19 protein-coding genes are annotated in these 24,104 nt (G+C 66.9%); 7 read left to right on the forward strand and 12 right to left on the reverse strand.

Going from position 1 to position 24,104, the window contains the following annotated elements:
* Positions 1-9: 9 nt before the first annotated feature.
* The 6 genes from AC1Q6P_RS01960 to hutC all read right to left on the reverse strand — a co-directional run bounded on the left by AC1Q6P_RS01960 (position 10) and on the right by hutC (position 6,536).
* Entirely contained in the window at positions 10-1,563 is a 1,554-nt protein-coding gene (locus AC1Q6P_RS01960; protein WP_492662805.1) for a methyl-accepting chemotaxis protein, read from the reverse strand.
* Between the two features lie 146 nt (positions 1,564-1,709).
* Positions 1,710-3,086 (reverse strand): formimidoylglutamate deiminase, encoded by a 1,377-nt coding sequence (gene hutF, locus AC1Q6P_RS01965; protein ID WP_492662806.1) that lies wholly within the window; start codon positions 3,084-3,086, stop codon positions 1,710-1,712.
* A gap of 2 nt (positions 3,087-3,088) precedes the next feature.
* Positions 3,089-3,898 carry an N-formylglutamate deformylase gene (gene hutG, locus AC1Q6P_RS01970; protein ID WP_492662807.1) on the reverse strand — a complete coding sequence of 270 codons (810 nt, stop codon included), beginning with the start codon at positions 3,896-3,898 and terminating at the stop codon, positions 3,089-3,091.
* 26 nt (positions 3,899-3,924) lie between these two features.
* Complete coding sequence (hutI, locus tag AC1Q6P_RS01975; RefSeq protein ID WP_492662808.1) at positions 3,925-5,133, reverse strand: imidazolonepropionase; 1,209 nt, start codon at positions 5,131-5,133, stop codon at positions 3,925-3,927.
* 40 nt (positions 5,134-5,173) lie between these two features.
* Positions 5,174-5,740 carry a HutD/Ves family protein gene (locus AC1Q6P_RS01980; RefSeq protein WP_171825767.1) on the reverse strand — a complete coding sequence of 189 codons (567 nt, stop codon included), beginning with the start codon at positions 5,738-5,740 and terminating at the stop codon, positions 5,174-5,176.
* A 73-nt stretch (positions 5,741-5,813) separates the two neighbouring features.
* Complete coding sequence (gene hutC, locus AC1Q6P_RS01985; RefSeq protein WP_102767532.1) at positions 5,814-6,536, reverse strand: histidine utilization transcriptional repressor HutC; 723 nt, start codon at positions 6,534-6,536, stop codon at positions 5,814-5,816.
* 75 nt (positions 6,537-6,611) lie between these two features.
* On the opposite strand from hutC, the gene hutU reads away from it, so the two are divergent.
* Positions 6,612-8,315 carry a urocanate hydratase gene (hutU, locus tag AC1Q6P_RS01990; protein WP_492662809.1) on the forward strand — a complete coding sequence of 568 codons (1,704 nt, stop codon included), beginning with the start codon at positions 6,612-6,614 and terminating at the stop codon, positions 8,313-8,315.
* Positions 8,316-8,426: 111 nt separating this feature from the next.
* A complete protein-coding gene (gene hutH / locus AC1Q6P_RS01995) occupies positions 8,427-9,974 on the forward strand; it encodes a histidine ammonia-lyase (protein WP_492662810.1) in 1,548 nt (515 codons plus the stop codon).
* Between the two features lie 86 nt (positions 9,975-10,060).
* Here hutH and glk read toward each other — a convergent pair whose 3' ends face one another.
* The 6 genes from glk to AC1Q6P_RS02025 form a co-directional block, all read right to left on the reverse strand.
* Positions 10,061-11,044, reverse strand: coding sequence for a glucokinase (glk, locus tag AC1Q6P_RS02000; RefSeq protein WP_492662811.1), 984 nt, complete (start codon positions 11,042-11,044; stop codon positions 10,061-10,063).
* 38 nt (positions 11,045-11,082) lie between these two features.
* Complete coding sequence (locus AC1Q6P_RS02005) at positions 11,083-12,606, reverse strand: tryptophan halogenase family protein (protein ID WP_492662812.1); 1,524 nt, start codon at positions 12,604-12,606, stop codon at positions 11,083-11,085.
* Positions 12,607-12,615: 9 nt separating this feature from the next.
* Positions 12,616-13,572 carry a cupin-like domain-containing protein gene (locus tag AC1Q6P_RS02010; protein WP_492663038.1) on the reverse strand — a complete coding sequence of 319 codons (957 nt, stop codon included), beginning with the start codon at positions 13,570-13,572 and terminating at the stop codon, positions 12,616-12,618.
* Between the two features lie 37 nt (positions 13,573-13,609).
* Positions 13,610-14,326, reverse strand: coding sequence for a SapC family protein (locus tag AC1Q6P_RS02015; RefSeq protein WP_492662813.1), 717 nt, complete (start codon positions 14,324-14,326; stop codon positions 13,610-13,612).
* Between the two features lie 17 nt (positions 14,327-14,343).
* Positions 14,344-17,328, reverse strand: coding sequence for a TonB-dependent receptor (locus AC1Q6P_RS02020; protein ID WP_492662814.1), 2,985 nt, complete (start codon positions 17,326-17,328; stop codon positions 14,344-14,346).
* A 213-nt stretch (positions 17,329-17,541) separates the two neighbouring features.
* Complete coding sequence (locus AC1Q6P_RS02025; RefSeq protein WP_285805929.1) at positions 17,542-18,588, reverse strand: LacI family DNA-binding transcriptional regulator; 1,047 nt, start codon at positions 18,586-18,588, stop codon at positions 17,542-17,544.
* A 161-nt stretch (positions 18,589-18,749) separates the two neighbouring features.
* Here AC1Q6P_RS02025 and AC1Q6P_RS02030 point away from each other — a divergent pair, with 161 nt between their 5' ends.
* Genes AC1Q6P_RS02030 through AC1Q6P_RS02050 form a run of 5 tightly spaced genes read left to right on the forward strand, consistent with a single transcriptional unit; the run spans position 18,750 to position 24,101 of the window.
* On the forward strand, positions 18,750-20,051 hold the full coding sequence (locus AC1Q6P_RS02030) for an extracellular solute-binding protein (RefSeq protein ID WP_492662815.1): 1,302 nt from the start codon (positions 18,750-18,752) through the stop codon (positions 20,049-20,051).
* Positions 20,048-20,959 carry a carbohydrate ABC transporter permease gene (locus AC1Q6P_RS02035; protein WP_492703033.1) on the forward strand — a complete coding sequence of 304 codons (912 nt, stop codon included), beginning with the start codon at positions 20,048-20,050 and terminating at the stop codon, positions 20,957-20,959. Before AC1Q6P_RS02030 ends, AC1Q6P_RS02035 begins: the two co-directional genes overlap by 4 nt.
* Complete coding sequence (locus tag AC1Q6P_RS02040) at positions 20,956-21,789, forward strand: carbohydrate ABC transporter permease (protein WP_492662817.1); 834 nt, start codon at positions 20,956-20,958, stop codon at positions 21,787-21,789. The genes AC1Q6P_RS02035 and AC1Q6P_RS02040 overlap by 4 nt, the downstream gene beginning before the upstream one ends.
* Positions 21,789-23,171, forward strand: a complete 1,383-nt coding sequence (locus tag AC1Q6P_RS02045; RefSeq protein ID WP_492662818.1) for a GH1 family beta-glucosidase — start codon at positions 21,789-21,791, stop codon at positions 23,169-23,171. The genes AC1Q6P_RS02040 and AC1Q6P_RS02045 overlap by 1 nt, the downstream gene beginning before the upstream one ends.
* A gap of 12 nt (positions 23,172-23,183) precedes the next feature.
* Positions 23,184-24,101: a glycoside hydrolase family 16 protein gene (locus tag AC1Q6P_RS02050; RefSeq protein ID WP_492662819.1), complete on the forward strand. Its 918-nt coding sequence runs from the start codon at positions 23,184-23,186 to the stop codon at positions 24,099-24,101.
* Positions 24,102-24,104: the final 3 nt, after the last annotated feature.

The raw sequence follows: 24,104 nt of genomic DNA on the forward strand, positions 1-24,104 counted from the left end.
GGCCGAGGCTCAGAGGCGGAACACCGCCACCGCGCGCGAGAGCTCGTCGGCCTGGGTCTGCAAGCTCTGCGCTGCGGCAGCCGACTCCTCGACCAGCGCCGCGTTCTGCTGGGTCATAGTGTCAAGCTGGCTGATGGCCTGGCCGATCTGACCAATGCCGGTGCTTTGCTCGGCGGTGGCATGGCTGATTTCGGCGACGATGCTGCCGACCCGCCCGATCGAGGCGATGACATCCTGCATGGTGCCGCCGGCGCGCTCGACCAGGGCGGCCCCGGCCTCCACGCTTTCGCTGCTGGCGGTGATCAAACCCTTGATCTCCTTGGCGGCCTCGGCGCTGCGCTGCGCCAGGGATCGCACCTCGCTGGCCACCACCGCAAAGCCGCGCCCCTGCTCGCCGGCGCGGGCGGCTTCCACGGCAGCATTCAGGGCCAGGATATTGGTCTGGAAGGCGATGCCGTCGATGGTGGAGATGATGTCGCTGATCTTGCTGGACGAAGCGCTGATGCGGCTCATGGTGCTGACCACCTCGCCCACCACCTCACCGCCACGCTGGGCCACGCCGGCGGCTTCGGCCGCCATCTGGTTGGCCTGGCGGGCCGACTCGGCGTTGTGCTTGACACTGGCGGTGAGCTGCTCCATGGCCGAAGCGGTTTCCTCCAGGTTCGAGGCCGCCTGCTCGGTACGCTGACTGAGGTCATTGCCGCCCAGCGCTACCTCGGCCGAAGCATTGGCAATGTTGTCGGTGGCGCTGCGCACCTTGGCCACGACCTCGCGCAAGGACTCTTGCATGGCTTGCACGCCGCGCATCAGGTCCGAAGTCTCGGAACGGCCGCTGACCTGAATGCGTTCGCTCAGATCCTGGCCGGCGATGCGCTCGGCCGACTGCTTGACTTCGCTCAGGGGCTCGAGGATGGAGCGCAGATTGAAGAAGGTGTAGAAGCCGATCAGGGTCAGGCTGATGACCAGGATGGAGATCAGGGTCATGCGCGTGCGTTGCTCATGGCGGGCGATCTCGGCCACACCCTCTTCGGCATCCTGATCGATCAACTTGACCAATTCGGCCATCTTGTCTTCAACCGGACGAATCGCCTTCTTGGCGGCGCCCAGGGCCTTGTTGGCCGCGGCCGAATCCGGGAACTCCTTTTGACCCAGCTTGTTCATGAAAGGGTCCATCTCGGCCTGGTACTGCCTCAGCCCCTCTTCGATGGACTGAATCACCGCACGCTCCGAAGGCGAGATGCTCAGGGCAGCCAATTGTTTCTGCGCTGCGGAGAAGGCATCGTAGGCCCGGCGCCAATCGGCACGGTATTTGTCGACGGCGGCAGCGTCGTCGAGATTGATCACCAGGTCCTTCTCGTAGCGCCGCAAATTGCCCGCCTCGGCGCGCATTTTGGAGACGTGGACCAAGGACTGGTTGTCGTTGTCGACAAAATGCTTGAAGGATTGCTTGGCCTCATTGAGGCTGTAGAGGCCGGCCCCACCAACCAGCAAGAGCATGCACATGGACACGGCCGCCAAGGCATACAAACGAGCGCGCACCGTGAAATCCTGGAGATTCAGCATCGTCAGCTCCCAAAGGTGAAAAACCCTTTGCCCGCAGAGCATATTCGAAACGCCAATCGCACACTCAAGAAAAGCGCGCGGGAAATCTACCAATTCGCAACATCCGGCATGGCCTGCCGGGCGCCCGAAACCCCCGGCGCGGGCGCTCAGGCCAGGGCCGCCATGGTCTTCAGGAAGCGGGCGCCAATCTCGGCGCGTGCCTCATGCTGGCCCTGGTGCAGGCGCCGCTGGCCGGCCACATAGACCTCCAGCAAGACCTGACCCTGGGAGGCAAACACCAGGCCGTCCAGCACGGCCGAATCGGGCAGACCGGCGACGCCGCTGGCCAAGGGGTCCAGCACCAGGAAGTCGGCTCGGGCGCCGGCCTCCAGCCCCCAATGCTGGAAGCCGGCCGGCGCTGCGCTGCCAGCACGCACGGCTTCAAACAAACGCGCCGCCGTGCTGGCCTCACGGCCCGGGGCCGCCGCCACATTGCGCTGCTGCAGACCCAGGCGCTGGCCGTACTCCAACCAGCGCAGCTCTTCCACCCAGTTGCGGGTGACGTGGCTGTCCGAGCCGATGCTGATGGGCACGCCGGCCTCCAGCCAGCCGGAAAGATCGCACAGGCCATCGCCGAGATTGCCCTCGGTGCCGGGGCAGATCACCACCGAAGCGCCCGTGGCCGCCACCTGGGCGATTTCCTCAGGCGTGCTGTGGGTGGCATGGACCAGGTGCCAGCGACTATCGGGCTGGAAGTCATTGCAAAGCAACTGCATGGGCCGCTGGCCGGTGGCGGCCAGGCAGTCGCGCACCTCTTGCTGCTGCTCGGAGATGTGGATGTGAATCGGGATGTCGGTCTCGCCGACCAGGGCCTGCAGCTCCTGGATGTCGCCAGCATGGGCGGCGCGCAGGGAATGCAGGGCCACACCGGCATGGAGCAGCGGCCGGCCGGCGGCGCGGATGCGTTCGCTGGCGCGCCAGACCCAGGCGGCATCGGTGGCGAAGCGGCGCTGGTCGCGGCGCAGGGCCGGCTCGGCAAAGCCGGCATGGGCGTACAGCACCGGCAACAGGGTCAGGCCCAGGCCCACTTCGGCGGCGGCGTCGGCCAGGGCCCAGCTCATGGCCAGCTCGTCGGGGTAGGCGCTGCCGTCTTCCTGATGCTGCAGGTAGTGGAACTCGCAGACTTGCGTGTAACCGCCCTGCAGCAGCTCCAGATAGAGCTGGGCGCCGATGTCACGCAGCTGCTCGGGCGTGACGCGCAAGGCCAGGCCGTACATGCGGTCGCGCCAGGACCAGAAATCGTCATCGCCCGCCTCGCGCCTCTCGGCCAGGCCGGCAAAAGCGCGCTGGAAGGCATGGCTGTGGGTGTCGACCAGGCTGGGGATGACCGGGCCCTCCAGGCGCGCGGCACCCTCGGGGCAGGCCTGGCCGGCCTGCACGTGCAGCCAATGGCCATCGGCACCCACCTCCAGCAGCACATCGTGCTGCCAGCGCCCTTCGACCCAGGCTTGCGCCGCCCAGAACTTCTTGTTGATCGCGTTCATGCTCAGGCCTGTGGGTTCTGGGGCTGCCACTGCAGCAAGGCGCTCAGCAGCTGGCGGATCAAGGGCTGCATCTGGGCGGCCAGATCGGGGTCGTAGGCGTAGGGCGGCTGTTCGCTCATATAGCAGCGCTGGCACATCTCCAGCTGCACGGCGTGGATCTGCTCGGCCGGCTGGCCATAGTGGCGGGTGATGTAGCCGCCCTTGAAGCGGCCATTGACCACCTGGGTGTATGCGCTCTGGCTGGCCTGCACCTGGCCCAGGGCGGCGGTGATTTCGGGCGCGCAGGAGCGCCCCTCGACCGTGCCCAGATTCAGATCGGGCAGGCGGCCCTCGAACAGCCAGGGCAGCTCGGAGCGGATGCTGTGCGCGTCGAAGAGCAAGGCGTAACCAAACAGGTTCTTGAGCCGCTGCAGCTCGGCGTTGAGCGCACGGTGATAGGGCAGCCAGTAGAGCTGGCGGCGGCGCAGCTTCTCGGCCTCATCGGGCTCCTGACCGGCCAGGTAGAGCGGCTCGCCGGTGAAGAAGCGGGTCGGGCAGAGTTCGGTGTTGGACGCACCCGGATACATGGGCGTGTCTTCGGGCGGGCGGTTCAGGTCGATCAGATAGCGCGAGTAGCTCGGCACGATCAGGCTGGCGCCCAGCTCTTCGGCGATTCCGCCGTAGAGGCGCTCCAGATGCCAGTCGGTGTCCTCGCTGTCCAGCGCGCGGGGCTGGTATCGCGCGCGCTGGTCGTCAGGAATCAGGTGGCCCACATGGGGCATGCTGATCAGCAAAGGCGTGCGGCCCTGCCGCAGCTGGAAAACAGGACTCATGATGGGGCAGACAGTCTCGGGTTCGGTCAGCCGCGCAACTTGGCGCCACGCACCACCTGGCGCAGCGGGTTGCGGCCGAAGTAATAGGCCAGCTCATTGGGATGCTCCACATCCCAGAGGCAGAAATCAGCGCGCTGGCCCGGGGCCAGCTGGCCGCGGTCGGCCAGGCCCAGGGCGCGGGCCGCATTGACGGTCACGCCGCGCAGCGCCTCTTCGGGCGTCAGGCGGAACAGGGTGCAGGCCATGTTCAGCATCAGCAGCAGGGACAGCGTGGGCGAAGTGCCGGGGTTGTGGTCGGTGGAGATGGCGATGGGCACACCGGCCTCGCGCAGCGCCTGCACCGGCGGCAGTTTCGTCTCGCGCAGGAAGTAGTAGGCGCCCGGCAGCAGCACGGCCACGGTGCCAGCGGCCGCCATGGCGGCCACACCCTCGGCACTCAGGTACTCCAGGTGGTCGCAGGACAAGGCCTTGAACTCGGCCGCCAGCTGGCTGCCGCCCTGGTCGCTGAGCTGTTCGGCATGCAGCTTGACCGGCAGGCCAGCGGCGCGCGCGGCCTCGAAGATCTTGCGCGTCTGGGCCGGCGAGAAACCGATGCCCTCGCAGAAGGCATCGACGGCATCGACCAGGCCCTCGCGTTGCAGCAGGGGCAGCCAGTCGCAGACGGCTTGCACGTATTCGTCCGCCCGGCCGTCAAACTCCGGCGGCAGGGCATGGGCGCCCAGGTAGGTGGTGCGCACCTCGACACCGAGGCCGGCCAGGCGCCGCGCCACGCGCAGCATCTTGGCTTCCGAGGCCTGGCTCAGGCCATAGCCCGATTTCACCTCGACCGTGGTGACGCCTTCTTTCAGCAGGTTCAGCAGCCGGTGGGCGGCCTGGGCGTAGAGCTGGTGCTCGGTGGCCTGGCGCGTGGCAGCGACGCTGGAGCGGATGCCGCCACCCGCCTTGGCGATCTCTTCATAACTGGCACCCTGCAGGCGCAGCTCGAACTCGCGCGCGCGCTGGCCGCCGTAGACCAGATGGGTGTGGCAGTCGATCAAGCCCGGGGTCACCACGGCGCCGCCGAGATCGTGGGTCTGAGCCACGGTGGCGCGCAGCTCGGGCGTCAGGTCGGCGGCGGCGCCGACCCAGAGGATGTGTTCGCCCTGGGTCAGCACAGCGCCCTGCTCCACCCAACCCCAGGCGGTGTCACCCGCCAGCGTGGCCAAACGGCCACCGGTCCACAGCTGCGTCTTCATGGTCATAGCGCTCCTGCGTGTTGCTTTGCCTATTGCCTCATCAGCCGCCGGTGTCCTCGGCCTCGCTCCAGGCCATCCACCAGGCGGCACCTTCGCCATCAAAAATGCAGCTCTGCCGCGCCGGGCTTTCGCACCAGGCCAGGCTCAAGGGGCGCAGCGGCATGGCACGCGCGCCATGGCTGAGCAGGCCTCCGCCGGCGGTGAACAAGCCGAACCAGCGGCTGTTGCCCGCCTCGGGCAGAAAGGGGTGATCGGCCGGCTGCACCAGCAGGCGGCCGCGGCTGCGCCGGTGCATCAGATTGAAGTCGCGGGTGGCGCCGCCGATCAGGCTGCACTCAGGCGCCAGGGCGCCATCGAAACTCAGCAACTCGTCGCCGACGCGCAGCTCGTACTCATACAAGCGCACGCCATCGCCGCGCAGCACGGCGAACCAGCGCTGGATGCCTTCGAAGGCCGAGAACGGCCCGTCGCGCTCGATATCGGCCACGCTCAGGCGCACGATCCAGTCGCTGGGATGTGGCCAGGCCAACAGCTCGCGGGTCTGCCCGCCGCCGTTTTTCCATGGCTGCGGCGCCAAATCTTCCGCGCTGATCACACTCCAACTCATGGGTGCACCCCGTCGCTGCGCTCCGACCCGCCAAGCGGGTGCACGCCCAATTCCGGGCGGCCGATCATTGTGCTCATGCCTGAAAACTCCCCTGCAACAGATAACGCGAGCCGGGGTGGGTCAAACGGACGGTGGTGACGATGCGCCCGCGGCTCAGGGTGCTGCGCTTGACCACCAGACAGGGGTCGCGCCGCGAAATGCCCAGAAGCTTAGCCTCGGATTCGCTCGGCAGCGTCGATTCGATGGTGTAGCGGGCCTCGCTGAGGGGGGCAACTTGTAACAAGTAGTGGGTGGGCGTGCTCTGGCTGAAGTCCTGGGCCAGGTAGTCCGGCGCGCAGAGCGGGTTGACCAGGCGGTCTTCGCACTGGATGGCCACGCCGTTTTCCAGGTGAACGATGACGCTGTGAAACAGCTCAGCGCCGGCCGGCAGTTCGAACTCGGCCGCCTGCTCGGCCGTGGCCTTCAGAGTCTCCAGGCGGTGCAGCACGGCCTCGTGGCGGTGGCCGCGCTCGGCGATTTCGTCGTGCACATCGCGCACGGTCAGGGTCGAAGAGATGCGGTGCAGCTGGGCCACAAAAGTGCCCACGCCCTGCACCCGCTCGATCAAACCCTCCTGGTGCAACTCGCGCAGGGCGCGGTTCACCGTCATGCGGCTGACGCCAAAAGTCTGCACCAGTTCGGCCTCGGAGGGCAGCAAATCACCGGCCACCCAGTGGCCCGAAGCGATGCGCTCGCGCAGATGGTTCTGCACCTTCAGGTACTGCGGTTCCGGGCTGGCGGGCGATTTTCTGACCATGGCCGGATCGTAGTTGACTTTACTTGTATAGACAACTAGAGTTCGCCACATTCCGCAGCCCCATAGGAGCCCGTCATGTCCTCACCGTCGACCACGCCCAAGACCTCTGCCCAGCCGCGCGTCGTGCGCGCCCCCACCGGCACCCAGCTCAGCTGCAAGAGCTGGCTGACCGAGGCCGCCTTCCGCATGATCCAGAACAATCTGGACCCGGTGGTTGCCGAGAACCCGGACGCCCTGGTCGTCTACGGCGGCATCGGCAAGGCCGCCCGCAACTGGGACTGCTTCGAAGCCATCCTGGCATCGCTCAAGAAGTTGGAAGCCGACGAGACCCTGCTGGTGCAGTCGGGCAAGCCGGTTGGCGTGTTCAAGACCCATGCGGACGCACCGCGCGTGCTGATCGCCAACTCCAATCTGGTGCCGCACTGGGCCAACTGGGAACACTTCAACGAGCTCGACCGCAAGGGCCTGATGATGTACGGCCAAATGACGGCCGGCAGCTGGATCTATATCGGCACCCAGGGCATCGTGCAAGGCACGTATGAAACCTTCGCCGAAGCCGGCCGCCAACACTACGGCGGCTCGCTGACCGGCCGTTGGGTGCTAACCGCCGGTCTCGGCGGCATGGGCGGCGCCCAGCCCCTGGCCGCCACCTTTGCCGGCGCCTGCTCGCTGAACATCGAATGCCAGCAATCGCGCATCGACTTCCGCCTGAAGACCCGCTATGTCGACGAGCAAGCCGCCGACCTCGACGACGCCCTGGCTCGCATCGCCAAATACACGGCCGAAGGCAAGGCCATCTCCATCGCCCTGCTGGGCAATGCCGCCGAGATCCTGCCGGAGCTGGTGCGTCGCGCCAAGGCTGGCACCGCCATCAAGCCCGATCTGGTGACCGACCAGACCAGCGCCCACGACCTGATCAACGGCTATCTGCCGGCCGGCTGGACCGTGGAGCAGTGGAAGGCTGCGGCCGCCGACCCAGCCCAGCATGCCGACCTCAAGGCCGCTGCGGCGCGTGGCTGCGCGGTCCATGTGCAAGCCATGCTGGACTTCCAGGCCATGGGCATCCCGACCGTGGACTATGGCAACAACATCCGCCAGGTGGCGCTCGAGCAAGGTGTCAAGAACGCCTTCGACTTCCCCGGCTTCGTGCCCGCCTACGTGCGCCCGCAGTTCTGCGAAGGCCGCGGCCCCTTCCGCTGGGTGGCGCTGTCCGGCGACCCGGAAGACATCTACAAGACCGACGCCAAGATCAAGGAACTCTTCCCCCACCACGCCCATGTGCATCGCTGGCTGGACATGGCCAAGGAGCGCATCGCCTTCCAGGGCCTGCCGGCGCGCATCTGCTGGCTGGGCCTGGGCGAGCGTCACATCGCCGGCCTAGCCTTCAATGAGATGGTGAAGAACGGCGAACTCAAGGCCCCCATCGTCATCGGCCGCGACCATCTGGACAGCGGCTCGGTCGCCAGCCCCAACCGCGAAACCGAAAGCATGCAGGACGGCTCGGACGCCGTGTCCGACTGGCCGCTGCTGAACGCGCTGCTGAACACCGCCGGTGGCGCCACCTGGGTCTCGCTGCACCATGGCGGCGGCGTGGGCATGGGCTTCAGCCAGCACAGCGGCGTGGTCATCGTGGCCGACGGCACCGATGCCGCCGCCCAGCGCCTCTCGCGCGTGCTCTACAACGACCCCGGCACCGGCGTGATGCGCCATGCCGATGCCGGCTATGAGATCGCCAAGACCACGGCACGTGAGCGCGGTCTGAACATGCCCATGCTGTGAGCTGAGCCCACCCCGTACTCGCTACGCGAGCCCCCTCAAGGGGGCGAGCCCGCAGTCCCGGCAAAGCCGGATCCTCGGGCTCTACTCGGAAACACAAGAACGGATACTTTCATGCCATCTATCGAAATCACCCCCGGCCAGCTGACCCTGGCCCAGCTGCGCCAGATCCGCAGCGGCGGTATCACCTTGAGCCTGCACGCCAGCGCTGACGCCATCATCCGCCGCAGCGCTGCCGTGGTGCAGGCGGCAGCGGCCGGCGACGCGCCCGTCTACGGCGTCAACACCGGCTTCGGCAAGCTGGCCTCCAAGCGCATCAGCAAGGAAGAGCTGGCCACGCTGCAGTTCAACCTGATCCGCTCGCACTGCGTTGGCGTCGGCGCGCCGCTGCAGCCCGAAGTCGTGCGCCTGATGCTGGCCACCAAGGCCGCCTCGCTCGCCCGCGGCCACTCGGGCGTGCGCCCCGAGGTGGTGCAAAGCCTGCTCGACGTCTTCAATGCCGGCCTCATCCCGTACGTGCCGGGACAAGGCTCGGTCGGCGCCTCGGGCGATCTGGCCCCGCTCTCGCACATGACCCTGGCCCTGCTGGGCGAAGGCGAAATGCTGGTCGATGGCCAACGCGTCCCCGCCCTGCCCGAGCTTCAAAAACACGGCATCGCGCCCCTGGTGCTGCAGGCCAAGGAAGGCCTGGCCCTGATCAACGGCACGCAGACCAGCACCGCCCTGGCGCTGGAAGGCCTGATCCGCTTTGAGCAGGTCTATGCCTCGGCCATCGTCTCCGGTGCGCTGAGCCTGGACGCCGCCCGCGGCAGCGACGGCCCGTTTGACCCGCGCATCCACGAGGTGCGCGGCCAGCCCGGCCAGATCGAGGCCGCCCGCGCCTACCGCCAGATCCTGGCTGGCAGCGCCATCCGCGAGTCGCACAAGGAAGGCGACGAGCGCGTGCAAGACCCGTACTGCCTGCGCTGCCAGCCGCAGGTCATGGGCGCATGCCTGGATCAGGCGCGTTATGTCCGCGATGTGCTGATCCGCGAAGCCAATGCCGTGACCGACAACCCGCTGGTGTTCGCGGCCGACGACGGCAGCAGCGCCATGGTCTCGGGCGGCAACTTCCACGCCGAGCCGGTGGCCCTGGCTGCCGACGCGCTGGCCTGCGCGATTGCCGAAGTCGGCGCCATCGCCGAGCGCCGCATCGCCATGCTGATCGACGCCAGCGTCTCGCGCCTGCCGCCCTTCCTGACCGAGAACGCCGGCCTGAACTCGGGCTTCATGATCGCCCACGTCACCGCCGCGGCCCTGGCCAGCGAGAACAAGAGCCTGGCCCACCCGGCCAGCGTGGACAGCCTGCCCACCAGCGCCAACCAGGAAGACCATGTCTCCATGGCCACTTTCGGCGCGCGCCGTCTGGGCAATATGCTGGACAACACCGCCCACATCATCGGCATCGAGCTGCTGGCCGCCGCCCAGGGCATCGAGTTCCTGCGCCCGCTGAAGAGCTCGGCCGCGTTGGAAGAGGTGCATGCCCTGGTGCGCAAGACCAGCCCGGCCATGCCCACCGACCACTACCTGGCCCCCAGCATTGAAGCCGCCACCGCCCTGGTCTTCACCGGCGAACTGGCTGCGCTGGTCGAGCGCGAAGGCAGCATCGTTGTGCTGCCCTGATCGTGTCTTGAGATGCGCAAAGCCGGCCTGGTGCCGGCTTTTTCATGGGTGGGGGGCTGAGCCGCCGGAGCCGCCTGAGACGAGAATTACAAACCCAAGTCCAGCGCCCGAGACGCACCCTCCAGCGCCGGCGACACCGCCGCGTCGATGACGTGGCAGGGAATCGGCGTGAGGAAACCGGACAGGCGGCCCTTGCCTTCGAAGCGGCTGCGGAAGGTGGAGCTGCGCAGCTCTTTCAAGAGGCGCGGCGCGATGCCGCCGCCGATGTAGACACCACCGCGGGCGCCCAGGGTCAGGGTGACGTTGCCGGCCATGCTGCCCAGGAAGCCGCAGAACAGGGCGATGGCCTGGGCAGCCGTGGCGTCGCCCGCCTCGGAGCGGCTGAGCACCTCGGCGGGCTCCAGGTTGACGACCGGCTGGCCTGTCAGTTCGGCGCAGGCCTGGTAGAGGTTCACCAGGCCCGGCCCCGAGAGCGCACGCTCAGCCGAGACATGGCCGAAGCGAGCACGCAGGCGGGCGATCACAGCATCTTCGAAATCATCGAGCCCGGCCAGGGTGGCATGGCCGCCCTCGCCCGACACCGGCCACCAGCCGCCGCCGGGCAGCGGCATCAGACCGGCCACGCCCAGGCCGGTGCCGGCGCCGATCACGGCCAGCGGCGCGCCGGCCACAGCCTCGCCGGGGCCCAGCGCATGCAGCTGCGCCGCTTGCAGATCCGGGATGCCCAGGGCCAGGGCGGCGAAGTCGTTGATCACCGTCAGGCGCTTGAGCCCCAGCTCGCGCTGCAGGCCGCTGATCGAAAACGACCAGGCGCCGTTGGTCATGCGCACCTCATCGCCGCTGATCGGATAGGCGATGCCGATGGCCAGGGCCTGGGGCCGCGGCAGGCCCTGCTGCTGCAAATAGGCCTCGACGGCTGCGGCCAGCGAGGCATGCTCGGCACCGCGATAGATCGCGCAGGCGCGCAGCGGGGCGCCCGGCGCATCGACCCAGGCAAAGCGGGCATTGGTGCCGCCGATATCGGCCAGCAGGCGGGGGAAGGTGTCCGGGCTCGGAACGGGAGTCAACATGGCAGGTGGTCAGTGAGCAAAAGGAAACAGCGCGGCGCTCAGGCCGCCGCGCGATACGGCGCACACAGGCGCTCGACATAGGCTTGGTGGGGCGGCAGGCCGGCCAGCTGGCGGCTGACCTGGCTGCGGATGTTGTTGAGGAATTGCGAGAGCTCGGCGTCCCCCATCAGATCGGCCACCGGGTGGTGATGCTGCGGGCTGATGCCCTGGCCCATCATGACCTGGATCCAGGAGTTTTCGGCAAACAGCTCGTCCAGCGGGCGGAACACGCGCGCCGTCTCGCGGAACAGCTCGATGCGGTGGCGCAGGGTCTCGGGCACGGCCATGGTGCGCACATGGCGCCACAGGGCCGAATCGTCGCGCTCGGTCACGTGGTAGTGCAGGATGATGAAATCGCGGATGTGCTGCAGGTCCTGCGTGGTCTGCTGGTTGAACTCGCGCACGTCCACCTCGCGGATGCCACCGGCCGGGAACAGGCGCATCAGCCGGATGGCCGCGCGCTGCACCAGATGGATGCTGGTGGATTCCAGCGGCTCGATGAAGCCGCTGGCCAGGCCCATGGCCACGCAGTTGCGGTGCCAGACCTCGTGGCGCTGGCCCGGCTGGAAGCGCAAGAGGCGCGGCTCAGTGATCAGCTCGCCCTCGACATGGCGGCGCAGCATGTCGGGCGCGTCGGCGTCCGAGAGCTCGCGGCTGCTGTAGACCAGGCCGTTGCCCACGCGGTGCTGCAGGGGGATGCGCCATTGCCAGCCGAAGGGGTGGGCGATCGAGCGGGTGTAGGGCGGCGCCTCGCGCACCGAGGCGGTCTGCACGGCCACGGCGCGGTCGCAGGGCAGCCAATGGGTCCAGTCTTCATAGCCCACGCCCAGGGTCTGGCCCAGCAGCAAGGCGCGGAAGCCGGTGCAGTCGACGAAGAGGTCGCCCTCGATGCGGCTGCCGTCTTCCATCTGCAAGGCCGTCAGATCGCCCGCGCCCGGTTGCTCCCGCAGCACGGCGGCGATCTTGCCCTCGATGCGGCGCACGCCATGGGCCTCGGCCAGGCCGCGCAGAAAGCGGGCATAACGCGTGGCATCCAGGTGGTAGGCGTAGTTCATGCCGTTGTTCGGCAGGTGGGCAAAGCGCTGTTCTTCGGCGGCGCGCAGCTCCAGGCAGTAGTCACCGTAGGGCGCCGCCAGACCGCGCTCGCGGCCCTTGAGCCAGAAATGCTGGAAGCCGGCGCTCCAGTGGTCTTTGCCGGTCAGGCCGAAGGAGTGGATGTAGTCCTGGCCCGGCTCCTTCCAGCCTTCGAACTTGATGCCGAGCTTGAAGGTCGCCTGCGTGGCGGCCATGAACTCCGCCTCGTTCAGGCCCAGCAGCTCGTGGTAGGTGTGCAGGGCCGGGATGGTGGCTTCGCCGACGCCGACGGTGCCAATCTCCTCGGACTCGACCAGGCGGATGTCGAGCAACTTGCCCATCAGCTTGCCCATCAGGGCGGCCACCATCCAGCCGGCGGTGCCGCCACCGGCGATGACGACCCGGCGCACCGGGCGGGCGCCGTCGGAATACAAGGTTTGGACACTCATGGCGGGGACCTAGCGATTGAGTTTCTTGAGCAGCCAGGCGCGCATGCGGCGCATGCCCGGCTCGGTGAAAGGCGCCAGCAGGCCGCGTGCCGACGCCGGAATGTGGGCCGCCGTCTGCGCATCGGCCTCAAAGACGTAGTGGTCGAACAAGGCCCGCCAGGCCGCACGCTCGGCCGGCGGCAGATCGCGCACCGTGGCCAGGGCCAGCCAGAGCGCGGTGTTGGGCGAATCGGACCAGTCCGGGCTGCGCCGCCACCAGTAGTTGATCAGCACATTCAGGTCATTCAGCCCTTCGACCTGGTGCCACCACAGGCTGGGAATGTAGATCGCATGGCCCGGCTCCAGCTCGACCACCTGGGCACGCGCCAGGGCCTTGGCAAAGCGCGGAAAGCGCTGCAGATCGGGCGCGGACGGGTTGGCCAGGCTGATGGGCTGGCCGGCGGGCGTGAGATCCAGCGGGCCGACGTAGAGATCCCCGACCGCATCGGGCGGGAACAGGGTGAAGCGGCGGCGGCCAGCAGCACAGCAGGCGATATTGGACGGCCAGTCCTGGTGCGCGGGCACGGTGATGCGGTTGCCCATCCAGAGGCTGGCCAGCGGCGCCTCGGGCGTGTCCATGACCAGGCCATGTTCGGCGGCAAAGCCGGGCAGGCAGGTGTCGACCGTGGTCGAGCCCATGTAGAGATAGGGGCTGAGGCTGGGGGCCAGGTCTTGCCCGGCCAGCAACTGAGCCAGAACCTGATCGAAAGGCAGGATCTGGCGGCTGAAGTTGAAGCCGCTGAAATCCTCGGTATAGGCGATACGACCGCCAGTCTCGGGCGCCATCTGGAAGACGCCGACGGTGGCGCCGCGCCAGTGGCTTTGCAAGCACGCAGCCGCCGCATCAGCGCCCTGCCCCGCGGCCTGAACCACGGGCCAATGCGAGACCAGCCCGCGCAGGACGCAGGGCTGGTCCAAGCTCAGCACAAGGGAAGGCACCTGCCCGGGGGCAGGCACCTGGATTTCAAGCATGGAGCCGCACGCCCTGCGCCTGCTCGGCCAGGATCAAGGCCGGCAGGTGGGACAGCGAAGCCAGGGCCATGGCGATGGGCAGCCAGTGGCCGGCCTCATGCAGCTCGGCCACGGCCGCACCGGACAGGCCGGCCAAGCGGTCTTCATCGATCACGAAATAGCCGGACATGCGGCGCAGCTGTCCGTCGGGCTGCTCGACATCCAGATTCATCGGCTCCAGCAGGCGGTGGCGCAGCAAGGCGTCGATGAAATCAGGCAGTTCCAGCATGCCCTGGTGCAAGGCCTGCAGCACGGACAGCCGGCGCTCGAGCACGACCGACTGCCCGCCCTGCGGCAGGAACAGGGGCTCCCCGGCCTCACGGCTCAGGCGTGGACTGTCCAGGTCCACATGAACCACCCATTCCTCCCCATCGCGTCCGACCAGAAAAGGCTGGCGCTCCAGCGCCCAGGGCAGGTGCCCGACGCGCCAGCCCTGCGGGCCGAGAAAGCGGTTGTGCGGCTCGAACAAGCCCAGCAAAGCCACGGGCTGGAAACGAGCCGCGGCATTGGCGCCGCTTTCCTGGAAGACGATGGGGAAATGCGCCTGGATCTGCCGGAACTCCGCCGGCACCGTGGGCACGGCGTTGGCGGCGTCACCCCAGCTGGCATCGAGCCGCGTTTGCAGACGCAGATCGGCATGGTTGACGTTGTCGAGCAGAACTGGGCGCATGAGGAGCACTCCGTCGGTCAGAAGGCGTAGCGGGCGGCCAGCATGTAGCGGCGTCCGGTCTGGGTGAAGTACAGCGTCTCCTCCTTGGCACGCCCGTGAACGCGCTGGGTGCCGTCGTTCAGGTTCAGGGCTTCGAAGTTGAAGCTGAGCTTCTTGTTGAACTTATAGCCCAAGCTGAGGTCCCATTGACCGTAGGCCTCGGTATAAGCCGGACCTGCACTGCCGAACACATCGGCGCTGGTGCTGCTCAGGAACTCGCCACGCCAGTTGTAGGCCACGCGGGCGCTGTACTTGTCGTCCTCGTAGAAACCCACCAAATTGGACGAGTTGCTCAGTCCCAGCAGTGCGTTCTGCTCCTTCAGGTTGAGGTTGTCGTATTTCAGGCCCGAACGCACCCAGGTGTAGTTGGCGGCCAGGCCAAAACCCGACTTGCCAAAAGCGTGCTGGATGTTGAACTCCATGCCCTTGATGGAGTCGCTGCGCTGGTTGGTCGGCGCGGTGATGGTGAAGCTGGCCTGCGGATCACCCACCTGGCCGGCGATGGTACCCAGCGGGTTGCCATTGCCGTCAAAGCCGGTGCGCACCACGCCCTTGCTGCCGTTGTAGGTGTTGAGGATGTAGTTGCGGATGCAGGCAGCGTCCTTGGTCGGGCAATTCTTGCTGACCGCTTCGTTGTACAACGCCCCGCCGATCGGTGAAGTCAGGCCTGCCGGTGTGGCTTGAGAGCTGCTGGTGCCAATGAAGTTGCTGATGTTCTTACGGAACAACGACAGCGAGGCATAGCTCGATTTGGCGTAGTAGTACTCAGCCGAGAAGTCGAAATTCTTGGACAGCAGCGGCTTCAGGCTCGGATTGCCCTGGCTGCCTGAACCCCCGTTGACACGGAAGTCCGACAAGGTGATGCCACCCTGGATTGCCCCCCAGTCCGGTCGGCCGATGGTCTCGCCATAGCTGGCGCGAATCTTGACCTTGTCGCTGAGCTCAGCCTCCCAGTCGATGCTGGGCAGCAAATAGTTGTACTTGCCGGAAAGCGCGGTGAAATCGGCCGCCCCCTTGACCAGGGCGAACTCGTTGGCCGACACCCAATTGATGCCGGTCACCTTGGGCACCAGGGCCTGGGAATTGACCTCGGTGCGCTCGTAGCGCAGACCGATCGTGGCGTTCATGGGCACGCCCCACTCCCAATCCTTGCCGTACTGGATGAAGGCGCTGCTGGATTTCTCTTGGGTGCGGCGATCGTCGGTGAAGTTGTACGAAGGCACGAACCACTTGTCGCTGCCATCGGCCTTGATGGCCGCGGCACGCACGGCATTGAAGTCCCAGAGGTAGAAGTTGTTGAACAGATTGCTGCCATTGCTGCCGAGCGAATGGCCGAAATAACTTTGCAGTTGCGCGGCTTGCCAGAGGGTATCCGGATAGTCACTGGGCTTGTTGTGGCCACCCCAGTCGTCCTGCTGGACATTGGCAAAGGCGGTGCGGTTCTTGACCTTGGTCATGCCCACGCCGAAATCCAGACCGGAGCTCTCGGACAGCACATACTTGCCCTTGAACTGCGCCTGGTCGATCTGATTGCGCATATAGCTGTTGCGGAAGGACGAACCCGTCACTTGCAGCAGGCTGGGGCTGGCGGCGGGATCGCCGGCCAGACCGATGCTCAGCACTGGAAACTTTTGCGAGAAGTCGGCCGAGGCGCTGGCACGGTTGTACATCGACACGCCCAGGGTCGAGTTGCTGCCGAAGGGGCTGTCGGCGCCCGAGGTGGCGGTGGAGTGATGGGCATCAAATTCAAGGCTCAGCGCTTGGCTGGCCTTCCAAGCCAGGTTCACACCGGTGGACTGGTTCTTGTTCTTGGTGCCGAAAATGCTGCCGGCCATCGCCACATCGGCGGGGCCGTTGGCGGGGTAGGTTTCGGTGTACGTCAGCGGTGCAGCGATGGGGCCATTGGTCCAGGACGACGAGGACGGGCCGAAATTGAACCAGGCCGACAGCTCGCTGCGCTTGGAGTGAATCTTGTTTTCCGAGTAGGTGTGGTCCACCGTGGCGGTCACATCCTGGACCGGGCGGAATTGCAGCACGAGCTGGCCGTTGGTGCGGGTGCGCTCAAACGCGTTCAGGCTGTAACGCAGTTCCTGCGGCACCACATACAGATCAGTCGGCTTGGGGCGGTTGGTGATCTTGTCGGCACCCGGCTGACCCGGCAGCGGAATGGTGCCCCAGTTCTGCTCATCGCCCTTGAAGGTGCGCCAGCCGGCGTCCACTGCGGCCTGGTTGTAGCCGCCATTGCGCTTCTGGATGCTGCCGACGAGGGCAATACCGAAGCGACCATCGGCCGACACGTCGCTGTAAATGCCCGAAACCTCAGGCGTCAGCTGGCTGCCACTGAGGCTGTCGGGCAGACGCTTGTTCGAGTCGTCGCTGACCAGCTTCACACCGACACTGGCCAGGCGCTGCTTGTTGTCCAGCGGGCGGGCGGTCTTGATGTTGATGGTGGCGCCGATGCCGCCCGTGGGGCTCTCGGCCCGGCTGGTCTTGTAAACCTCCAGGGCGGCCACGCCTTCCGACGCCAGGTTGGCAAAGTCGAAAGAGCGGGAATTGGAGGCAAAGGTCGAACCGATGCTGGAGGCCGGCATCTGGCGGCCATTGAGCAGCACCAGGTTGAAATCAGGGCCGACCCCGCGCACGGTGACCTTGGAGCCTTCGCCGTTGCTGCGGTCGATGGACACACCCGAAATCCGCTGCATGGACTCCGCCAGATTGGTGTCCGGGAACTTGCCGATGTCTTCGGCCACGATACCGTCGACCAGACCGCGCGCATTGCGCTTCAGGTTGAGGGAGGTCTCCAGACTCTGGCGAATACCCGTCACGACGACGGCATCGAGCTGAGCCTTGTTGGTATCGGCGGGCGGCGTGGCCTGCTGGGCCTGGGCGCCAAGGCTGGCCACCAGCAAGCCCACCGCGCTTGCCGAACGGGACAAACGAGTGACGGGTCGAGGATTTCTCATGAACTTGTCTCCGGGTTTTTTTTGAAGGTCTGCCCAATGAAACGCTTGAAAGCGCTTTCATTGCCGTCAAGAATCGCGCATTTGCAAGCGCTTTCAAATTAGGCAACACCCTAGGTTGCTCGCTCCTCGCAACGCCAATCCCTAGCTTGACCGGCCTGCAATCGGTTTCAGTGCAAAGTCACGCGCCCAGTCCGCCGCAGGCACGCCTCCGGCTCAGCGGATGGCCCGGCGCACCGATTCGCGCAGCACCAGCTCCGGCGCCGCCAGCTGCACCGCCGGGCGCTCGCCGCGCAAAAGGCTGAGCATGGCACCGGCCGCCTGGGCGCCGGTTTCATAGACGGAATGGCGCACCGTGCTGAGCGGCGGCATGGTGTAACGCGACATGATCAGGTCGTCGAAGCCGACGATGGAGACATCGTCTGGCACACGCAGATTACGCCGCGCCAGGCCCAGGATGGCGCCGTAAGCCATCTGGTCGTTGGAGCTGAAGATGGCGCTGAAGGCCACATCGCGCTCCATCAGGCGGCTGACCGACAGCATGCCGCCGGCCTCGGTGTAATCGCTCTGCACAATCAGTTCCTGCTCGACCGGAATGCCGGCCGCCGCCAGCGCATCGAAGTAGCCGTTCTGACGATCGATGGCATCGTCGTGGATCAGATCGCCGAGCAAGAGCGCAATGCGGCGGTGGCCCAGGGAGATCAGATGCTCGGTGGCCAGGCGCGCGCCGGCGCGGTTGTCGAAGCTGAAGCTGAACAGGCGCTCGCCCGCCACCTGCCGCCCCACGACCACCATGGGCACGCTGTCGGACAAGGCCTCCAGCTCGCGGTTGTCCAGGCGGCCGGCCAGCACAATGACGCCGTCCACGCGGCGCGACAGCAAGGTCTCGATGGCCTTGCGCTCATCGGCCTCGTTCCAGTTGCCGCTGACGAACAGCGGCACATAGCCGGCCGACTCCAGCTCCACCTCGATGCCGCTGAGCGCCTCGCCGTAAAACGGGCTGCTGATGCGCTGCGTGACCACGCCGATGCTCATGGTGCGCCCGCCGGCCAGGCCGCGCGCCACCGGGTTGGGGCGGAAACCGAGGGTGCGGATGGCCTCGTCCACCGCTGCCCGCTTGAGCTCGCTGACCGTGGCCGTGCCATTGAGGATGCGCGAGACCGTGCTGGGCGAGACCCCGGCCCGGGCCGCCACCTGCTCGAGCGTGACCACGCCCTCCGCTCGGCTTGACGGCGCTTTCTTGGCTGCGGGTTTGGCTTGCACAGACGGTCCTTTCCACGGGGGCTGGACAGTGTAGGCCGCCCCAGCCGCGGCCACGCCGCGCCCCCCGCGCTTGTCCCACTAGGGTTTACGCGGCTTGGTGCGCCGGGCCGGCCGGCACAGAATTGTGAAAGCGCTTTCAAAGCGTCAACAAACAAAAAGCAATGACACGAGACAAGTCACCCGACACGCGTCGGCGCCAGTTGCTGGCGGCCGCAGCGCTGGCGCCGCTGGCCGGCCAGGTGCCGGCCCAGGGCGCGCAGCAGCAGCAACAGCGCCAGCAGCTGGTGGTCGCGGCCTTCCCGCTGCTGGACCAGGTCATCAAGCAGGCCCTGCCCGCCTGGAGCCAGGCGCATGGCGGCGTGCAGGTCGAGGTGATCAGCCGCCAGTACGACGACCACCACACGGCCATGACCACGGCCCTGTCTTCGGCCAGCGCCAGCCATCTGCCCGATGTGATCGCGCTGGAGACCATGTACATGGGCCGCTTCTCGCTGGGCGCCGGCCTGCAGGACTTGTCCGGCCCGCCCTATCTGGCCGAAGGCCTGCGCGAACGTTTTGTGCCCTTTGCCTTCGAGCAAGCGCGCAACCGTGAAGGCGCGGTGGTGGCAATTCCCGCCGACATCGGCCCGGGCTCGATGTTCTACCGCGCCGATGTGCTGGAGCGCGCCGGCCTGGGCCTGAAGGACCTGAGCGAAAGCTGGGAGGCCTACGTGCAGGCCGGCGTGCAGATCAAGGCCCGCACCGGCGCCTACCTGCTGGCCCATGCGCGCTATCTGAAGGACATCGTGCTGTTCTCCAGCACGCCGGCCGGCCAGAGCATTTACTTCGATGCTCAGGGCCGGCCCAGCATCAGCAGCCCGCTGTTCCAGCGCGCCTTCGAGCTGGCGCAAAAAGTGCGGCGCCTGGGTCTGGACGCCATCGTCGACACCTGGCGCAATGACTGGAGCGAACACCTGCGCCGCGGCAAGCTGGCGACCGAGCTCTCGGGTGCCTGGATGGCCAGCCAGATGGCCAGATCGGTGGCGCCCAACACCCATGGCCTGTGGCGCGCAGCGCAGCTGCCCGGCGGCAGCTTCGGCGGCTGGGGCGGCAGCTACTACGCCATCCCGCGCCGCTCCGACCCTGCCCGCAAAGCCCTGGCCTGGTCGCTGATCCAGCACCTGACCCTGAGCCGCGAGCTGCAGCTCAGCGCCTTCAAGAACCAGGACGCCTTCCCCGCCCTGCTCAGCGCTCAGGACGACCCCTTCTTCGACGAACCGGTCGATTTCCTCGGCGGCCAACGGGCGCGCCAGCTCTGGCGCGAGGCGGCCCGCCGCATCCCCGCCCGCCCCCTGCACCGGCAGAACAAGTTCGCCGAGGAGGTGGTCAATGGCGAGCTCGACAACGTGCTGATCTACGGCAAGTCCATTCCCAAGGCTCTGGCCGATGCACAGGCCTTGCTGGTTCACAGAGCCACACGATGATGATGAACAAGACGAGTCCGTCATTTCGCCTGCCCCGCGCCTGGGTGCCCTATCTGCTGCTCAGCCCCTTCCTGGCGCTGTTCTCGATCTTCGGCCTGTTCCCTCTGCTGTTCTCGCTGTGGATGGCCTTCCAGAGCTGGGAACCCACGGCCGGGCTGGAGGCCATGCGCTTCACCGGCCTGGAGAACTTCATCTTTGTGCTGGGTGATGCCTGGTTCTGGAAAGCCCTGGGCAACACGCTCTGGCTGGCCGTGTTCTCGGGCCTGCCCCAGCATCTGGTGGCCCTGCCGCTGGCCGTCTTCATCAACCGCGCTTTCGGGCGCCACGGCCACAGCGTCGCGGCCGCCTACTTCCTGCCCTACATCACCTCGACGGTGGCCATCGCCATGATGTTCACCTCCCTGCTGTCCACCGACTACGGCCTGATCAACGCCATGCTCAAGTGGGCCTTTGGCATGGAGGCGATCAACTGGCTGTGGCAGCCGCAGACCCTCAAGCCGGCCGTGGCCATGGTGGTGTTCTGGCGCTATCTGGGCTTCAACCTGGTGCTCTACCTGGCCGCCCTGCAGACCATTCCGCGCGAGCTGTATCAAGCCGCCAAGCTGGACGGCGCGGGCTCCTGGTCCTGCTTCCGCTACATCACCCTGCCGGCGCTCAAGCCCATGATGCTGTTTGGAATAACCCTGAGCATCATCGGTGGCATGCAGCTGTTCGAGGAGCCCTTCATCCTCACCAACGGCCGCGGCGGCCCCGACCAGGCCGCCATGACGGTGGCCATCTACGTCTACCGCCTGGCCTTTGACTTCAGCGACTTCGGCGCCGCCAACGCCATCTCCTGGCTGCTATTCGCCCTGCTGGCCACCATGACCTGGCTGACCAACCGCGCTTTCAAGGATCGCAAGCCATGAGCCGCCTGTCGACAAAAACCCTCTCACGTGGGGCCGCCTATCTACTGGTCGGTGGCGGTGCCCTGCTGATGCTGGCGCCCTTCTATTTCATGTTCGTGTTCGCCACTCAATCGAACGCGGCCATCTTCAATGTGCCGCCGCCGCTGTGGTTCGACGGCGAACTGGCCCGCAATCTGCAGACCCTGACCACCCGCCTGCCTTTCTGGCGCAATCTGGGCTGGAGCTTGTATGTGGCGCTGATGTCCACGGTTCTCACCCTGCTGTTCTGCTCCATGGCCGGCTATGCCTTTGCCATGCTGGAGTTCCGCTTCAAGCAGCCGCTGTTCCTGCTCGTCATGGGCACCCTGCTGGTGCCGCCCTTCATGACCATGATTCCCAACTTCATGGTCATGGATGCCCTGGGTTGGCTGGACACCCACCGCGCGCTCTACATCCCCGGCGCGGCCGGCGCCTTCGGCATCTACCTGGTGCGGCAGTTCGCGGCCGCCTCGGTGCCCATGGAGCTGCTCAAGGCCGCGCGCATGGATGGCTGCAGCGAGTTCGGCATCTACTGGCGCATCGCCCTGCCCCTGCTGCGCCCGGCCCTGGGCACCCTGGGCCTGATCACCTTCATCGCCTCCTGGAACAACTTCATGGCCCCGCTGGTGGTGCTGCGCCAGGCCGAGAGCTACACCCTGCCCCTGGCCCTGCGCAGCTTGCAGGCCACCGTCAACACCGAGTGGGGCGCCATCATGGCCGGTTCGGCCATTGCGACCCTGCCCCTGATCGTCCTCTTCGTCATTTCATCCCGCCAACTGATCGCCGGTCTGACCGCTGGCGCCGTCAAATAATGTCCGCTGCAACTCACACCCCCCCTTCTTCGGCTGACTCCTCGGCTGACGTTCCCGCCAGCTTCCCGGCCGACTTCCTGTTCGGCGTGGCCACCAGCAGCTTTCAGATCGAAGGCGCGACCCATGTCGACGGCCGCGGCGAATCGATCTGGGACCGCTTCTGCCGCCAGCCCGGCGCCATCTCCGACGGCAGCAATGGCGACATCGCCTGCGAGCATTTCGATCGCCTGGAGCAGGACCTGGACCTGATCGCCTCGCTGGGCGTCAACTGCTACCGCTTCTCGCTGGCCTGGCCGCGCATCCAGCCCACGGGCCGGGGCGAGTGGAACGCTGCCGGCCTGGGCTTTTACGAGCGCCTGGTCGACGGCCTGCTGGCGCGCGGCATCAAGCCGGTGGCCACGCTCTACCACTGGGACCTGCCGCAAGCCCTGCAAGACCAGCAAGGCGGCTGGGCCGCACGCGACACGGTGCACCGCTTCGTCGACTACGCCCGCCATGTACAGAAGCATCTGGGCGACCGGCTCTACGCCCTGTCCACCCACAACGAACCCTGGTGCACCGCCACCCTGGGCCATGACACCGGCGTGCACGCGCCGGGCCTGCGCGACCGCGCGCTGGCGGCCCAGGTTTCGCACCACCTGCTGCTCAGCCACGGCCTGGCCATGCAAGCCATGCGCGCCGAGGGCGGCTGCAAGAACCTCGGCATCGTGCTGAACATGGGCCCCAGCGTGCCTGCCACTGCCCACCCAGCCGACATCGCCGCCGCCCGCCTGGCCGATGCGAAAAGCCGCCGCTGGTACAGCGACCCGCTGTTCAAGGGCGAGTACCCGGCCGAAGCCCTGGCCGACCTGGGCGCCGCTGCCCCCAAAATCGAGGCCGGCGACATGGCTGCCATGCGCGCGCCCATGGACCACCTGGGCATCAACTACTACACCCGCTACGTGGTCAATGCCGACGGCAAGCCCTGGAGCGCCCGCGAACACGGCCTGCCCGCCTCGGACATGGACTGGGAGGTCTACCCCGAGGGCCTGACCGACATCCTCTGCCGCATGCACGCCGACTACCCCGACATGCCGCCGCTCTACATCACCGAAAACGGCGGCGCTTTCCCCGACCAGACCGTGGTCGACGGCCATGTGCACGACCTGGACCGGCTCGACTACCTGCGCACCCACATCGCCGCCACCGCCGAGGCCCGCCGCCGTGGCGTGCGGGTGGACGGTTATATGGTGTGGAGCCTGATGGACAACTTCGAATGGGGCTTTGGCTACTCCAAGCGCTTCGGCATCGTCCATGTCGACTACGAAACACAGGCGCGCACGCTCAAGGCCAGCGCGCTCTGGTACCAAGACCTGCTGCGCCAGTGGCGCGCCCAGGGCTGAGCGGCGGCCGCGATGAAGCACCCTGTCCTGCACCCCACCCGGCCGCTGATGGCCGCCCTTGCCTCGCTGATGGTCGCCTGCGGCGGCGGCGGCGCGACGGCCGCGCCTTCTCCGACACCTGCTCCGGCCCCGGCCCCGGCCCCGGCTCCATCGCCAGCCCCTGCCCCTGCGCCATCCAATCGCTGGACCCTGGTCTGGTCCGATGAATTCGAAGGCGCAGCCGGCACCCTGCCCGATGCCAAGCACTGGAACTACGACCTCGGCAACAAGGAAGCCAATGGCTGGGGCAATCACGAACTGCAGTACTACACCCAGGCGGCCCGCAATGCGGCACTCGACGGCCAGGGCAACCTGCTGCTGCGAGCCGAGAAGCAAGCCAACGCCGGCCCTTGCTGGAACGACAAGCCTTGCGAGTACAGCTCGGGCCGCCTGCGCAGCGACGGCAAGGTCAGCTTCAGCTACGGCAAGCTGGAAGCGCGCATCAAGATTCCCGGCGGCCCCGGCATCTGGCCGGCCTTCTGGACCCTGGGTGAGGACAAGCTGCCCTGGCCCGCCGCCGGCGAAATCGATGTACTGGAGAACATCGGCAAGGAGCCCAACAACGTCTACGGCACCGTCCATGGTCCCGGTTACTCCGGCGCCCAGGGCATCGGCAAGAAGTACAGCGCCACCCAGCCGATATCCCAGGACTTTCATGTCTTCACCCTGATCAAGCGTCCGCAAGAGCTGATCTGGCTGGTCGACGGGGTCGAATTCCATCGCCTCACACCGGCCGGCCTGCCCGCGGGTGCGCCCTGGGTGTTCGAACGCGCCTTCTTCGTCATCCTCAATCTCGCCGTCGGCGGCGACTGGCCCGGCAACCCCGATGCCAGCACGCCCTTCCCGGCCGAGATGCGGGTCGACTGGGTGCGCATCTACAAAGAGGACTGAGCC

It is taken from the genome of Roseateles sp. GW835-FHT13E02, assembly GCF_058794035.1.

What these genes read in the sequence shown, in the direction of transcription:
- AC1Q6P_RS01960 (WP_492662805.1), bottom strand. Translation starts at nt 1,563, where the DNA reads ATGCTGAATCTCCAGGATTTCACGGTGCGCGCTCGTTTGTATGCCTTG.
- hutF (WP_492662806.1), bottom strand. Translation starts at nt 3,086, where the DNA reads ATGAACGCGATCAACAAGAAGTTCTGGGCGGCGCAAGCCTGGGTCGAA.
- hutG (WP_492662807.1), bottom strand. Translation starts at nt 3,898, where the DNA reads ATGAGTCCTGTTTTCCAGCTGCGGCAGGGCCGCACGCCTTTGCTGATC.
- hutI (WP_492662808.1), bottom strand. Translation starts at nt 5,133, where the DNA reads ATGAAGACGCAGCTGTGGACCGGTGGCCGTTTGGCCACGCTGGCGGGT.
- AC1Q6P_RS01980 (WP_171825767.1), bottom strand. Translation starts at nt 5,740, where the DNA reads ATGAGTTGGAGTGTGATCAGCGCGGAAGATTTGGCGCCGCAGCCATGG.
- hutC (WP_102767532.1), bottom strand. Translation starts at nt 6,536, where the DNA reads ATGGTCAGAAAATCGCCCGCCAGCCCGGAACCGCAGTACCTGAAGGTG.
- hutU (WP_492662809.1), top strand. Translation starts at nt 6,612, where the DNA reads ATGTCCTCACCGTCGACCACGCCCAAGACCTCTGCCCAGCCGCGCGTC.
- hutH (WP_492662810.1), top strand. Translation starts at nt 8,427, where the DNA reads ATGCCATCTATCGAAATCACCCCCGGCCAGCTGACCCTGGCCCAGCTG.
- glk (WP_492662811.1), bottom strand. Translation starts at nt 11,044, where the DNA reads ATGTTGACTCCCGTTCCGAGCCCGGACACCTTCCCCCGCCTGCTGGCC.
- AC1Q6P_RS02005 (WP_492662812.1), bottom strand. Translation starts at nt 12,606, where the DNA reads ATGAGTGTCCAAACCTTGTATTCCGACGGCGCCCGCCCGGTGCGCCGG.
- AC1Q6P_RS02015 (WP_492662813.1), bottom strand. Translation starts at nt 14,326, where the DNA reads ATGCGCCCAGTTCTGCTCGACAACGTCAACCATGCCGATCTGCGTCTG.
- AC1Q6P_RS02020 (WP_492662814.1), bottom strand. Translation starts at nt 17,328, where the DNA reads ATGAGAAATCCTCGACCCGTCACTCGTTTGTCCCGTTCGGCAAGCGCG.
- AC1Q6P_RS02030 (WP_492662815.1), top strand. Translation starts at nt 18,750, where the DNA reads ATGACACGAGACAAGTCACCCGACACGCGTCGGCGCCAGTTGCTGGCG.
- AC1Q6P_RS02035 (WP_492703033.1), top strand. Translation starts at nt 20,048, where the DNA reads ATGATGATGAACAAGACGAGTCCGTCATTTCGCCTGCCCCGCGCCTGG.
- AC1Q6P_RS02040 (WP_492662817.1), top strand. Translation starts at nt 20,956, where the DNA reads ATGAGCCGCCTGTCGACAAAAACCCTCTCACGTGGGGCCGCCTATCTA.
- AC1Q6P_RS02045 (WP_492662818.1), top strand. Translation starts at nt 21,789, where the DNA reads ATGTCCGCTGCAACTCACACCCCCCCTTCTTCGGCTGACTCCTCGGCT.
- AC1Q6P_RS02050 (WP_492662819.1), top strand. Translation starts at nt 23,184, where the DNA reads ATGAAGCACCCTGTCCTGCACCCCACCCGGCCGCTGATGGCCGCCCTT.